Origin of the sequence: Pseudarthrobacter sp. CCNWLW207, from assembly GCF_037203945.1 — a bacterium.
In the GTDB taxonomy this organism is placed as follows: Bacteria; Actinomycetota; Actinomycetes; order Actinomycetales; family Micrococcaceae; genus Arthrobacter.
Window position 1 is genome coordinate 21,260 of sequence record NZ_JBBCBS010000002.1, and the last position, 13,598, is coordinate 34,857.

At 65.5% G+C, this 13,598-nt stretch carries 12 protein-coding genes; 2 read left to right on the top strand and 10 right to left on the bottom strand.

What is annotated here, in order from left to right; all coding sequences use genetic code 11:
- Positions 1 to 67 precede the first annotated feature (67 nt).
- Positions 68 to 1,234: a DegT/DnrJ/EryC1/StrS family aminotransferase gene (locus V9L17_RS03170; protein WP_337350442.1), complete on the top strand. Its 1,167-nt coding sequence runs from the start codon at positions 68 to 70 to the stop codon at positions 1,232 to 1,234.
- Entirely contained in the window at positions 1,231 to 1,890 is a 660-nt protein-coding gene (locus V9L17_RS03175; protein WP_337345149.1) for an acetyltransferase, read from the top strand. The genes V9L17_RS03170 and V9L17_RS03175 overlap by 4 nt, the downstream gene beginning before the upstream one ends.
- A gap of 55 nt (positions 1,891 to 1,945) precedes the next feature.
- Here V9L17_RS03175 and V9L17_RS03180 read toward each other — a convergent pair whose 3' ends face one another.
- The 10 genes from V9L17_RS03180 to V9L17_RS03225 all read right to left on the bottom strand — a co-directional run bounded on the left by V9L17_RS03180 (position 1,946) and on the right by V9L17_RS03225 (position 13,597).
- Positions 1,946 to 3,262: a M18 family aminopeptidase gene (locus tag V9L17_RS03180; protein WP_337345150.1), complete on the bottom strand. Its 1,317-nt coding sequence runs from the start codon at positions 3,260 to 3,262 to the stop codon at positions 1,946 to 1,948.
- Positions 3,263 to 3,272: 10 nt separating this feature from the next.
- On the bottom strand, positions 3,273 to 4,148 hold the full coding sequence (locus tag V9L17_RS03185; RefSeq protein ID WP_337350443.1) for an intradiol ring-cleavage dioxygenase: 876 nt from the start codon (positions 4,146 to 4,148) through the stop codon (positions 3,273 to 3,275).
- Between the two features lie 85 nt (positions 4,149 to 4,233).
- Positions 4,234 to 4,869 (bottom strand): response regulator, encoded by a 636-nt coding sequence (locus tag V9L17_RS03190; protein WP_376044906.1) that lies wholly within the window; start codon positions 4,867 to 4,869, stop codon positions 4,234 to 4,236.
- 53 nt (positions 4,870 to 4,922) lie between these two features.
- Positions 4,923 to 6,284: a sensor histidine kinase gene (locus V9L17_RS03195; RefSeq protein WP_337350444.1), complete on the bottom strand. Its 1,362-nt coding sequence runs from the start codon at positions 6,282 to 6,284 to the stop codon at positions 4,923 to 4,925.
- A gap of 20 nt (positions 6,285 to 6,304) precedes the next feature.
- Positions 6,305 to 7,207 carry an ABC transporter permease gene (locus V9L17_RS03200; protein WP_337350445.1) on the bottom strand — a complete coding sequence of 301 codons (903 nt, stop codon included), beginning with the start codon at positions 7,205 to 7,207 and terminating at the stop codon, positions 6,305 to 6,307.
- A 3-nt stretch (positions 7,208 to 7,210) separates the two neighbouring features.
- On the bottom strand, positions 7,211 to 8,155 hold the full coding sequence (locus V9L17_RS03205; protein WP_337350446.1) for an ABC transporter ATP-binding protein: 945 nt from the start codon (positions 8,153 to 8,155) through the stop codon (positions 7,211 to 7,213).
- A 184-nt stretch (positions 8,156 to 8,339) separates the two neighbouring features.
- Positions 8,340 to 9,836: a bifunctional phosphatase PAP2/diacylglycerol kinase family protein gene (locus V9L17_RS03210; RefSeq protein WP_337350447.1), complete on the bottom strand. Its 1,497-nt coding sequence runs from the start codon at positions 9,834 to 9,836 to the stop codon at positions 8,340 to 8,342.
- A gap of 50 nt (positions 9,837 to 9,886) precedes the next feature.
- Positions 9,887 to 11,083 carry an MFS transporter gene (locus tag V9L17_RS03215; RefSeq protein ID WP_337350448.1) on the bottom strand — a complete coding sequence of 399 codons (1,197 nt, stop codon included), beginning with the start codon at positions 11,081 to 11,083 and terminating at the stop codon, positions 9,887 to 9,889.
- Positions 11,080 to 11,853 (bottom strand): DeoR/GlpR family DNA-binding transcription regulator, encoded by a 774-nt coding sequence (locus V9L17_RS03220; RefSeq protein WP_337350449.1) that lies wholly within the window; start codon positions 11,851 to 11,853, stop codon positions 11,080 to 11,082. The genes V9L17_RS03215 and V9L17_RS03220 overlap by 4 nt, the downstream gene beginning before the upstream one ends.
- A 61-nt stretch (positions 11,854 to 11,914) precedes the next feature.
- Positions 11,915 to 13,597 (bottom strand): ABC-F family ATP-binding cassette domain-containing protein, encoded by a 1,683-nt coding sequence (locus V9L17_RS03225; protein WP_337350450.1) that lies wholly within the window; start codon positions 13,595 to 13,597, stop codon positions 11,915 to 11,917.
- Position 13,598: the final 1 nt, after the last annotated feature.

A 13,598-nucleotide genomic window follows, 5' to 3' on the forward strand; every position in this document is an offset into this window, starting at 1 on the left:
GCGGCCGGGTGGAAGTTTGTGGGCACAAGAACGATAAGACCGCCGAGACAAGGAAAGTTGGTGCCCGATGACTGCGGAAACAGTCCTCGCGGGGATGAGTGCGATGAAGCCATGGCTCGGTGATGAGGAAGCGCGCGCACTGGCTGAGGTTGTGGCCTCCGGTTCGATAGCCCAAGGGCCGAAGGTCAAGGAGTTCGAGAAGGACTTCAGCTCCTTGCAACGCGTGCGCTACGCCGTCGCAACCTCCAACTGCCCATCTGCGCTTCATTTGGCCCTCATAGTGGCCGGCATCGGTCCCGGGGACGATGTTGTGGTGCCGTCACTGTCGTTTATTTCGACGGCGAACGCGGTGACTTACGTCGGCGCACGCCCGATCTTCTGTGATGTCGACCCCGCCACTGGGAACGTGACTGCCGAGACTATCCATGCGGCACTCACCTTGGACACCCGTGCCGTGATCGTGGTGGACCAGGGCGGCGTGCCAGTGGACCTGCACCCCATCCGCGAACTGTGTGACCGGCACGAGATCACTGTGATCGAGAACGCCGCCTGCGCAATCGGCTCCACCTACAAGGACAGCCCAGTGGGCACAGGGGCCGATCTGACTGTGTGGTCCTTCGACCAGGAGAACATAGTGACTACGGGTGAGGGCGGCATGCTCACGACCCGCCGCGCTGACTGGGCTGCACGGGCGCGAACCCTCCGCGACCATGCCAGGAGCGTCACGGGCATGGGCCGACCCGAATCGCTTGCGGCACTGCCCGAGGTCTACCTTGAGATCGGCTTCGACTACCGGATGACTGACCTGCAGGCCGCCATCGGAATCGTGCAGTTGGCCCGGCTCGCACAAATTGTGGAGCGGCGCCGGACCCTGGCCGGCCAGTACGTCGCCGGGCTTGCCGGGTTGAGGGGCTTGCGTTTCGTCGCGGATCCGCCGTACGGCACTACCAACTTCCAGTCCTTCTGGGTTGAGGTCCTGCCGGGATTTCCTGTTAGCCGCGAGGAGCTGCTAGGCAGGCTGGCTGACGCGGGTATCTCCGCCAAGCGGGGCGTCATGGCGGCGCACCGGCAGCCGGCCTACCGCTGGCGCGACACGGGCAACGCCAGGCTGCAGCACACTGAGCGCCTGACGGACCGGACGCTCATCCTTCCCATCTTTCACGAGCTGGACCCCGTCAGCATGAACCGTGTCATGAACACCATCCATGCCGCCGCCAACGGGGTGGGCAGGTGAGCGAGCTGATCCTGATCGCCGCGAGCGGGCTGGCCCGCGAGGTACTGGCGATGGTCCGCAGCAGCGGCCAGTACGACGTCGTGGGCTTGCTCGATGATGACAAGGAGATGGCGGGAGTCACCGTGGACGGGGCACCTGTCCTGGGGACCATCGACGATGCACCCAAATACACGCACGCTTTTGTGCTGGTGTGCCTGGGCTCCGGAAAATCGCGGGAAGCGGTGGTGGAGCGGCTCACCGCGATGGGCCTGCATGAGGCCCGGTATGCCACAGCGATCGACCCGTCCGTCCAATGTCCCGAGGGATGCAGGATCGGCCGGGGCAGTATCCTGCTTCGGAACGTGACGCTGACGGCGTCGGTCACGCTCGGTTCGCACGTGGTGGCCATGCCATCGGTCACGTTCACGCACGACGACGACGTGGCGGACTTCGCAACGTTCGCCGCGGGTGTGTCGCTGGGAGGCGGAGTGCGGATTGGCCGGGCCGCCTACCTGGGCATGAATTCCAGCGTCCGGGAACGGACGTCTGTGGGCGCCTACGCCACGGTTGGGATGGGTGCCGCCGTGCTCAGCAACGTTCCCGACGGCGAGACCTGGGTGGGTGTGCCGGCCCACGAAATCGACCGGGACATTTTCTGCTTTGGGAACGGACGCTAAGGATCCGGGAGCCTCGCGGGACTGAGCCCTGGACCCTGTCCGCTGCCCGCGACCCTTACGCGGCAGTCCGGAAGAACAGTTCCGTCACCGCAGCCAGCCGGTGCGGGTCTTCCACGCCGCAGAGTTCGCGCGCAGAATGCATCGACAGCAGTGGCACCCCGACGTCCACGGTCCGGATCCCGAGCCGCGTGGCGGTGAGCGGGCCGATGGTGGAGCCGCACGGCATCACGTTGTTGGACACAAATTCCTGGTACGGCACTTTCGCCTGCCCGCAGAGCCGGGCCCAGAATGCGGCACCGTTTGCGTCCGTGGCGTAGCGCTGGTTGGCGTTGATTTTCAGCAGCGGGCCGCCGTTGAGTTCAGGATGGTTGGCGGGGTCGTGCCGCTCGGCGTAGTTGGGATGGACAGCGTGCCCGGCATCCGCGGAGACACAGAACGACGCCGCCAACGCCTGCCGCCGCTGGCTCACCGTGGCACCGAGGCCATCGGAGATCCGCACCAGAACATCCTCCAGGATGGGTCCGCACGCCCCGGAACGGGAGTTGGAGCCGATTTCCTCGTGATCGAAGGCCGCCAGGACTGCGATCGGCGCATCGGCGCGGTCAGAACCAGTCCCAGAAGTGGAAGCATGCGCGATGAGCGCCGCCAGCCCCGCGTGCGTCGCCGAAAGGTTGTCCAGGCGCCCGGAGGCAAAGAACTCCCCATGGGCCCCGAAAACCGCAGGCGGCTGCGTGTCCGCAATCACGACGTCGTACCCGCCAATCCGGGCGGGATCAATGGATGCACCGTCAACATGCGAGGCCAGCACCGCCAGCAAGTCCACATTGGCCGGGTTGCCGAGCCCCCACACCGGGTTCATGTGCCGCTGCTTATCCAGCGTGAGGCCATCGTTCACCGCGCGGTCCAGGTGGATTGCCAGCTGCGGGAACCGGAGCAGCGGCCCGGTGGCCGTGAGGTGCTGGGCGCCGTCGAGCATGACCAGCCGGCCGGCCAACTGCAGTTCCCGGTCAAGCCAGGAGTTCAGCAGCGGCCCGCCGTAGATCTCGACTCCGGCCTGCAGCCAGCCATGGGCCCCAGTGGTCGGCTTGGGCTTGAGCTTGAAAGAGGGGGAGTCGGTATGCGCTCCCAGGATGTTGAAGCCGGTAGCCGGCCCTGCACTTTCCGGCACCACCCAGGCGATGAGGGCGCCGTCACGAACTATGTAGAACGAGCCTGCCCCGCCTTCCCACGGTTGCAGCTCATCCAGGCCTGTGAACCCGGCCGCATCCAGCCTGCGGGCAGCCTCATGGACGGCGTGAAAGCTCGACGGCGAGGCGCTGACATAGGCGCCAAGGTCCTGGATGTGGTCTGCGGCGTTGGAAAGGGAAGGCATGGTCTCGAGTCTAGATGGTCACATTGAGCCCGGCCGTGTATCCGGCGGCAGCCGATCCGGTCATGCTGGCAAGCTGGTAGATCCCGCCGTCGTCACCGAAGACGTTGTCCGATTGCAGAGTGGTCCGGGGGAAGTTCCGTGCACTGGTTTCATAGCCGGCCGTGGCGTAGACGTCCTTGCACGCCGCATTCGTCAGGGCGATCTGTGAAACGGCCAGCACCTGCCCGGCCGACGTGGCATTGCTCATGGACTCGAACACCTCAAAATGGATGTGCGGCCAGCGGCCCATGTAGGCGCCCGGAAAGATCGACGTGAACGTGACCTGGCCGTTCGCATCGGCCTCCTGGACCCCGCGAAGGAAGTTCTCGTTGTCGAGCCCGGAATCGTACATGGAGTACTTCCCGTCGCGGTCGCAGTGCCACGCGTAGACGGCCGCACCGGCGAGGGGCACGCAGCCGTTGGAGTTGTCCAGGAGCGTGAGGGTGAAAGTCAGGGGCACTCCCTCGACCTTCGTGGTGGACGTTCCGAAGCTTGTGGTGATGTCCTGCCGCACCACGCCGGAGGCCTCCAGGACGTTGGGCCCGTTGGAACCGTCTCCGGGATATGGCCCCGCGGTTTCCTGGGGGATTTCCGCACCGCACTCGGCAATTGCGCGGGTCAGCGTGGGCGTCGGAGTGGCTGTGGCGGTTGCGGTGGGGGCGGCAGTGGCCGTGGCCGACGCCGAGGTGCTGGCTGTGGACGTCGACCCGCCGGGTGTGCAGGCCGCCAGCGCCACAGCGGCGCCGGAGGCACCGAAGAACACGCCCAGCGACCGGCGGCTCATCAGGGTGGACAGGTCGAACTCGAGGCCACGGTCGTGGTTGGGGTGGGGCTCGTGATTGGTCATGCGTCCATACAACCGCCCTCCCCTATGCCATGCATAGAGAGTTCCTGTGAGGGTGCTGTGTGCCAGCAGGATGCTATCGGGGGATTCAGTAGTCAGGGTTGCTCGGGACCACCAGGCCGGTTTCGTACGCATACACCACGGCCTGGACACGGTCGCGCAGGTGCAGCTTGGTGAGGATACGGCGGACGTGGGTCTTCACAGTGGCTTCGGACAGGAAATACCGGTGCGCGATCTCTGCGTTGGACAGGCCCTCTGCCATGGCCTCAAGCATCTCCGTTTCGCGGGGCGTCAGCTCCTCCAGCAGCGGATCACGCGGCGCGGCAGCGGGAGCAGGGCGGGCAGCACCACGGACGTATGTTTCCAGGAGCCGCTGAGTGACGCGTGGGGCCACCACTGCATCCCCGCTGGCCACCACGCGCACGGCGTGGATCAGTTCCGACGGCGCCACATCCTTTAAGAGGAATGCGGACGCGCCGGCCTGGAGGCCTGCGAACGCATACTCGTCCACGTCAAAGGTGGTGAGGATGATGATCCGTGCGCCGGATCCGGATGCTGTGATGGCACGGGTGGCCTCGATGCCGTCCAAGACGGGCATCCGGACATCCATCAGCACCACATCAGGGTTGAGCTCGCGGACCTGCCTGACGGCGTCAGCGCCGTCGGAGGCCTCGCCCACGATGTGGAGGTCGTCCTCGCCCTCCAGGATGAGGCGGAAGCCCATCCTCAGCAGCGGCTGGTCATCGGCCAGCAGGACGGTTATTGGTTGGTTCCCTGTCACGTTTTGCCTTGCATTTGGTGTGGACGGTTGAGCGGCTCAGTGGGCCCGTCATCGGGACAGGTGAGGACGGCATATACGCGCCAGCCCCGGCCGCTGCGCCCGGCTTCCACGGTGCCGGAGTAGATGCGTGCCCGCTCCGCCATTCCCGCAAGCCCCTGGCCTGGACCCGGAAGCGCCGGGCCCGAGGTGCTCGAACCTGGCCCGCCGGCGTCGGAGGTTCCCTGCCCCGCAGCGCCGGCGCCGTCGTCGAGCACTTCAATGGTGACGGTTGAACCGGCCCGGGCGATGCCCACATCCACGCGGCCAAGCGACCTGCCGTAGCGCAGGACGTTCGTGAGCGACTCCTGGACGATCCGGTAGACGGTCAGCTGGAAAGCCGCATCGCCGGGCAGCGCGGGACCGGTATGCGAGTAGTGCAGCGGAAGGCCGGCGGTTCGGAATCCTTCGAGGAGTGTCGCGAGGCTGTCACAGGAGGCCAGTGGCTGCCGCGGCGCCATCGCCCCGGAATCATCCCGCAGTACGCCCAGCACACGCCGCATGTCCGCCAACGCGGTCCGGCCAGTCCGGGACAGTTCACCGAGCACCTCAACGGCGCGGTCCGGGCTTTTCCGGACCACGACGGCGGCCCCATCCGAGAGGCTGATCATCACGGTCAGCGAGTGGGCCACGACGTCGTGCATTTCCCGCGCGATCCGGTTCCGTTCGTTCACGGATGCCAAGCTTGCGGTCCGCGCCGCCCAGGCTGCGATTTCCTGCTCATGTTCCCGCCGCTGCCGCACGGAAATTCCGATTCCCGTGGCGATGACGTTTGACAGGGCGATGGTCGCTCCCGTGGCGATGCTGGTCAAAAGGTGGAAGTCACCGGGGTTGCTGCCGGGGTCATGGACGAAGGAGGTGTCCATGGGTCCGACGGCGGCCAGCAGATACAGCAGTGCCAGCGGGGCAGTGGCCACCGCCATGGTGACGAGCGCGAACCGGCGGGTGTGCACCACCGCCACCGCATACAGCGAGAACCATAGCCCGGCAGAGACGTTCGAACCCCACGGGTGGAGCAGGGTGACAGCCACTTCCACCACCGCTATGAAGGCAACGAGTGCCACGGGATATGGACGCCGGAAGAACAGGGCTCCTGCAACGGCGAGAAGGAGCACCGCAGCCAGCCATGCCCCGGACATCACAGCATCCACCACGGTGGGGGCCACCAGCAGGGTGTAGCTGACCACCACCACGCCGTCCATCACCCGCGGGTGCTTGTGAAGGTACCGGCGGAGCAGGCCCCGGCGCTTGGCCGTGATTTCGGCAAAGGACGCGTCGGCCAAGCCGGCCGGCGCGTCCCTTACTGGTGCCGTTTCATTCATGGTCTGAGCCTAGCTGCAGCCTAGACGTCGCGTTTCTTCAGGACGACGGCGGCGACAACTACCGGGATGACCACCCAGGCCCCGAGGACAAGTGCAGCCTGCCACGCCTCGAGGGTGTCCGGCACGTGCTGCACGGCAGTCATGGGGTCGACTGTATTCCCCGGGAGGTACTTACGGGTCTGGACAAAGAACTCACCCGGGATCAGCTGGAAGGCGATAGGTGCCACGAAGAAGAGGCCAACCAAGGTCATAATGCCGCCCGCCGAGTTCCTGAGGAGCGATCCCAGCGCCATGCCTATGGCGGCGACGGCGGCAACATAGAGGCTGTTGATGAGCAGCATCTTCACCGACTGCGAGCTGGCCAAGTCCAGCTTGAGGTCGTAGTTGTCCAGGATCGGCACGGAGACCAGGCCCGCAACGTATACCGAGACGGCGGTGACTACGAAGGCGGTGACCATCACCACCAGCAGCTTGGCGACAAAAGCCGGCGTCCGTTGGGGCACCGCGGCGAACGTTGAGCGGGCCATGCCCGTGGAGAACTCGGAGCTCATCAGGAGCACGCCAAGGGAGCCGAGAATGAGCTGGGCAAAGGCAATACCCGACGTCGGGACGCCGACGGCGATGTCCCCGCCTTGGGCGGCAAAAGCTGCGGCCGCTTCCGGGTCGTTCAGGGCCTGCTCTGCGAACTGGCCCGTGCCCCAGGCCGATAGGGCGCCAAAGCCAACCACTACCAGAACGGTGCAGGCGAGGAGGATCAGCGTGGACAGCAGGGTGCGGAACTTGATGAACTCGGAGTTCAGCACGCGGAGGAAGGACGGGCCCGGGCCTGTGCTGATGGCATCACCGGTCAGTTTGCTGGAGGACGCGGAACCTGCGTGCGCACCTCGGCGGGACGGGTTGGGTTCGAGGGTGGTTGAGCTCATGGCCTAGTTGCCTCCGGGCTGGACGGGAGCCGAGGCGCCCGTGGTGATCAGTGAGTGGTATTCGACCTCATCCTTGGTCAGCTCCATATAGGCCTCCTCAAGGCTGGCCTGAAGCGGCGTCAGTTCGTAGATCATGACGCGGCTGTCGAGGGCGGCGCGGGCGATCTGGCGGGGATCCAGGCCCGTGACCTCGAGCAATTCGTTTTCCTGCACTTCAACGGAGACACCATCCCCGGCGAGCAGGTGCATCAGCTGGTCTGGCTGATCGGTGCGGACGCGCGTGCGGATCCGTCCCTGGCCGTTGATGATGTCACGGATGGGAGCGTCGGCAATGATCCGGCCGCGCCCGATCACAATCAGGTGGTCCGCCGTGACTGCCATTTCGCTCATGAGGTGGCTGGACAGGAATACGGTACGGCCCTCGGAGGCCAGGTATTTGACCAGGTTTCGGACCCAGACCACACCCTCCGGGTCCAGGCCGTTGACGGGTTCGTCCAGGATGACGGTCTGCGGGTCACCCAGCAGTGCGGCGGCAATGCCGAGCCGCTGCCCCATGCCGAGCGAGAAGCCGCCAACCTTCTTTTTGGCGACGTCCGACAGGCCTGTCATCTCGATGACCTCATGCACGCGCTTCTTGGGAATGCTGTGTGTTGCTGCCATTGCCCGAAGATGGTTATAGGCCGTCCGGCTGGTGTGGACCGCCTTGGCGTCCAGCAGTGCGCCGACGTCGCGCAGGGGAGCGGCGTGCCGGGCGAACGGTGTGCCGTTGACAGTCACAGTGCCCGACGTCGGCCGGTCCAGGCCCATAATCATGCGCATGGTGGTCGATTTGCCGGCACCGTTGGGGCCGAGGAAGCCGGTCACGCGGCCGGCTTCGACGGTGAAATCGACGCCGGAAACGGCCGTCTTTTCGCCGTAAACCTTGGTCAGGCCTTTTGCCTCGATCATGGATTGTTCCTTCGAACAGCAGCCAATGGCTGCGGGGATTTTTGGAGAGTGGTGTATCCACCACGCTACAGACGCAGACCATGGATTTCGCCGGTCTCAGGGATGATTCAGGGTTGAATCAGGGTAGTCCGTCCGGATGAAAGGATCCCCCGCAGAGTCCACGGGCGCCCCGCAGGAAAGTGGCTCAGGACTGTGGCGAGTAGTACGTCAGGTGACGGTTGGCAACCCGGAACTCCGCCGTTCGGACGCCGGCCAGGGCTTCGCCGTCGACGGCCAAAACCATCGGTGAGCCGTCGGATTCGACGCGGATCGTAGAGGCTTCGGACAGGTGGGTGATCCGGGAAGTAGCCACAGTTCCAGTCAGGACGGACCACAGCAGGCGGAGCCTTGCGAAGGACTCATCAGCAGTGATCATGCGGACATCCAGGACGCCGTCGTCCAGGACGGGCCTCACCAGGGGTGCATGGTCCCGTGGGTAGTAGCGGCCGCGCCCAATGTAGGCGATCCAGAGTTTGTGCCGCACGCCGTCGACCAGCAGGGTAGTGGGCGTTCCCGTCGCGAAGGTCCGGAACATGGCCACTACACCGGCCAGTGGCTTACCCAGCGCGGGCTGCAGCATTTCCCGGCGCCGGACGAGGTTGGGATAGAGGCCGATGCTCGCTGTATTCAACATGACGAGCTCGGCCGTTTCAGGGTTCCCTGCCATTCCCCGTTCCACGGTCACCAGGCCCACGTCCGCCAGAGCCGCTTCGCCACGGTTGGCGGCAGTCACGGCTTCCTTAAGGTGTCCCGTGCCGGCGTCCCGGGCGAAGTGGTTCAGGGTGCCCCCGGGCAGCACCAGCAGCGGGAGGGAATGTTCGACGGCGGCGGCGGCCGCGGTGCCAACGGTTCCGTCCCCGCCCCAGACTCCCAGGGCAACTGTTCCCGGAAAGGCGGCGGTCGCCTGTATTTCAACGGAGAGGTCTTCGCCAGGCTCCACCGTGTTTATATGCGCTTGGGGGAATACCTCCTGGAGCGCCCCGGCCGTTTCCTGCGTGAACGATCCCCCGAGGGTGTTCACCACGATGCTGAGTCCGGCACCACCGGGCAGTTCCGGAGCTTGGGTGAACGTCCGACTCACGGCAGGAAACGGCGGGCGGACTGGCCACCACTTCCTGGTTATCAGGGCTGCGCCTGCGCCGATGGCGGAGCCGAAGAACACGTCCGAGGGCCAATGCGCTCCGGTGTGGACCCGCGAGTACGCAACACCCACGGCCACAGGGGCCAAAGCGGCCCCGACCACCGGCTTCACCAGTCCGGCACCCACGGCGAAGGCGATGGCAGAGGCCGAATGCCCTGACGGCATGGACGAACTCGTGGGTTGTGGATGGACGAACCGGAAGACCGGAAGGTGCTCCGGTAAAGGCCTGGCACGGGGCAGCAGGGTTTTGAAGCCCATATTGGTTACTGCGGAGGCTACCGCTTGGGCGATCAATCCGTGGAGGGCTGCCCGGCGGGGCTTTCCCGGGAACGCCGCCATGATGGCTGCAGCGCCCATCCAAAGCTTCCCGTGGTTGGCCGACGCGGACAACCGGCGGAAAAACACGTCATGGTTTCCGCCTGGGAATCGCGACACCTTCCGGACGAGATGCCGGTCGAAGCGGCTAATCCAGCCGGAACCCCTGCGCCACCTGATCTGCATTCCACCACCCTACCGCCGGGAGCATTTCACCCGGGCAGGCCAGCCGGGACCTATTTCCCGCTCAGCGGCTTCGCGGCGCCCGCAAGGAGGAGGGCAAGCAGGATCGGAGCCAGAATGGCCAGCAGTGCCAGGTGGATGCCGGTCAGGTCGCCCAGGTATCCCAGCAACGGCGGACCGGCCAGGAAGGAGATATACCCCAAGGTGGATACAACCGAGACACGGGCTGCGGCATGCTTGGGATCATCAGCTGCAGCGGACATGCCCATGGGGAAGGCCAGGGCAGCACCTACGCCCCACAAAGCGGCGCCGACCGCGGCGAGCCAGACGTTGCCGGCCAGGACGAACAGCAGCAGGCCGGCCGCCGCAGCGGCCATGCTCGCGCGGAGGACAACCACGCGGCCGTAGGCGTCGATGGCCCTGCCGCCGACGAAGCGCATTGCTGTCATGGCCAGGACGAACAGGGCAAACATCAGGGCTCCGGTGGACTCTGTGGTGCCGAGCCCGTCCACGGAAGCCTTCGCGATCCAGTCATTTCCTGCACCTTCGGTAAGGGTTGCACCGAGGACCACGACGCCGATCAGCAACGTGCGGCCGTCCCGCCACGCGGAGGGTCCCTTGGCCGCCTTAGGTTCGCCTTCAGCCGGTGTCGCAACTGCGATGTGTGGCAGGAAGTACCGCGGTGTCACCAGCGCCACTACGGCCACCACGCCGGCGATGACCAGGAGGTGGACCGGCAGCCCGACTCCGATGGTGGAAAGGCCGGCGCCGATCAGGGCACCTACGAAGGCTCCGCCACTGAACGCCGCATGGAACTGGGGCATGATGGTGCGGCGCATCTTGTGCTCGACGTCGGCGCCTTCGATATTTTGGGCTACATCCCAGAGACCAATGCCGATGCCGAAGAAGAACAAGCACACGGCGGTACCCGGGACGGATTCGACCGAGAGGCTGAGGGCAATCCCGACACCTGCCAGCGTTACCAGCACGCCGGCTGCCCGCACCGTGTTGGCGGTTCCCAGCCTGCCCACCACGAGGCCCGCCGTCGGAAGCGCCAGCAACGAACCGACGGCGGTGCACAGCAGGAGGGTGCCCATCTGGCCTGATGTCAGGTTCAGCGTCTCAGTGACGGCAGGGATGCGTGCCGCCCAGCTGGCGAATACCAGTCCATTGATTCCGAAAACTATGAATGTTGCGGCAGCCGCCGCCTTGAGGGACGGGCTGGCCGTGGTGCGGGTATTGATGCTCATGCTTTCACTACTTCCACCGAGAGCTTGTTGAGGTGTGCGAGTTCTTCCGCACGCAAGTCTTTGTCTGTCACGATCACGTTCACTGATTCGAGGGGCGCTACCAGTGCCATAGCGTTGGCATTCCATTTGGAACCGGCGCAGGCAACAATCACTCGGGCTGCTGACTCGAGGCCTGCCCTTTTGACAGCTGCGTCGTCGAGGTCGTGCGCGAGCAGGCCGTCTTTGAGGTTCAGGGCGCACGGCGTCACCACGGCGGTGTCGAAGCGCAAGGACCGGATGTTGGCTTCCGCCAGCGGGCCGCGAAAGCACAGCTCGCCGGGAACCAGGCTGCCGCCGGGGAGGAGCAGGGCCGGTCGCTGGCCTGCATTCGGGTCGTCAGCCGTCACCGTAGTCAGCGACCGCACGGACATGGGCATCAGCGTCAGCTCGCGGCCGCGCAGGGTCCTGGCGATTTCCGTCGCGGTGGTTCCACCGTCCAGCCACACGTGTTCCCGATCCCGCAGCAAGCCGGCCACGGCCGCCGCAATCCGGACCTTGACGGCCTGGTCTTCGAGCTCACGCTGGCCGTAGCCGGGGTTCTCACCGCTGACAATCAAGCTCCGTGCGCCGCCGTGGACGCGCCGGAGGACGCCATTGGATGCGAGCACCTCCAGGTCCCGGCGGATCGTGGCTCCGGAGGCGCCGCAAGCCACTGTGAGCTCCTCGACGGAAGCCTCGGCCTGACGGCGCAACAGCTCGCCAATCAGCCGATGGCGCTCCTCAGTCTTCATGTTCAAATGCTAACAAGATTTGATCATTTAATCATTCCTGTGATCAATCCACCTCAACGGCCTAGCGGACCCGTTCCACTCGCTTTTCGTCCCAGACGGGCTCGGTGGATTCGTACACCTTGCCGTCAGAACCAAATATCAGGAAACGGTCAAAAGTCCGGGCAAACCAGCGATCGTGCGTCACGGCGAGGACCGTTCCTTCGAAGTGGTCGATGGCGCGCTCAAGTGCCTCGGCCGAGTGCAGGTCCAGGTTGTCGGTCGGCTCGTCGAGCAGCAGCAGCGTGGCTCCGGAGAGCTGCAGGAGCAGGATCTGGAACCGCGCCTGCTGCCCGCCGGAAAGGGATTCGTACTTCTGCTCGGACTGCCCCGCCAGGCCGTAGCCGTCGAGGGCGCCGGCCGCAGCCTCGCGGCCCAGCCCGGACCGGTGCTCATCGCCGCGGTGCAGGATCTCTAGGAGCGTCTTGCCCAGGAGGTCGGGACGAATGTGGGTTTGGGCAAAGAATCCCGGCCGGATGCGGGCGCCGAGCTTCACGGTGCCCTCGTGCGGCACTTCGGCGATCTCGACATCGGACACGGGCAGGTGCTCACGCTCCGGATCCGTGCCTCCGGTCGCGAGCAGGCGCAGGAAGTGGCTCTTGCCGGAGCCATTGGAGCCCAACACACCCACACGGTCACCAAACCACACCTCGGTGGAGAACGGTTTCATCAGGCCGGTCAGTTCCAGCTTCTCGGCCACGATGGCGCGCTTGGCAGTCCGGCCGCCCTTGAGCCGCATGTGTACGTTCTGCTCGATTGGCAAGGCCTCCGGCGGGCCAGCCTCGAGGAACTTCGCCAGCCGGGTCTGGGCTGCGTGGTAGCGGTTGGCCATGTCGGACCGGAAGGCCGCCTTGTTCTTGTACATGTTGACGAGTTCCTTGAGCTTCACGTGCTCCTCGTCCCATCGCTTGCGCAGTTCCTCAAAGCGGGCGTTCCGGTCAGCCCGGGCTTCCACGTAGGAGCCGAAGCCGCCGCCATGGATCCAGGCGCCGGCACCGTTGATGCCCGGCTCCAGGGTGACAATCCGGCCCGCGGCGTTATTCAGCAGCTCTCGATCGTGGCTGATGAAGAAGACCGTTTTCCTGGACTCGTTAAGCTTTTCCTCGAGCCAGCGCTTGCCGGGCACGTCAAGGTAGTTGTCCGGCTCATCGAGCAGCAACAGCTCGTCGGGGCCGGCAAACAGGGCTTCCAGGACCAACCGCTTCTGCTCACCGCCGGACAAGCTCGACGCCGGGCGGTGCTGGGCGCGGTCAAAGGGCAGGCCCAGGGCGGCCATGCAGACTTCGTCCCAGACGGTTTCTACGTCGTAGCCACCTGCGTCTCCCCAGTCCACGATGGCCTGGGCGTAGCGCATCTGGCTGGGTTCGTCGTCGAGCTCCACCATGGCGAGTTCCGCCTCGTCCACTTCGCGGGCAGCGGCGGCCAGCGCAGGCGGAGCGGCCGATACAAGGAGGTCGCGGACGGTTGAGTCGTCCCGGACCTGGCCCACAAACTGGCGCATGATGCCCATGTTCCCGGAGCGCCCGATCACGCCTTCATCCGGAACGAGGTCGCCGGAAATGATCCGGAACAGCGTGGTCTTGCCCGTGCCGTTGGGGCCGATCAGGGCAGTTTTGGTGCCATCCGGGACCTTGAAAGTCACCCCGTTGAGCAGCTGGGTGCCGTCGGAGAGGAAATAGTCAATACCGGAAACGTCTATGTGGGCCACG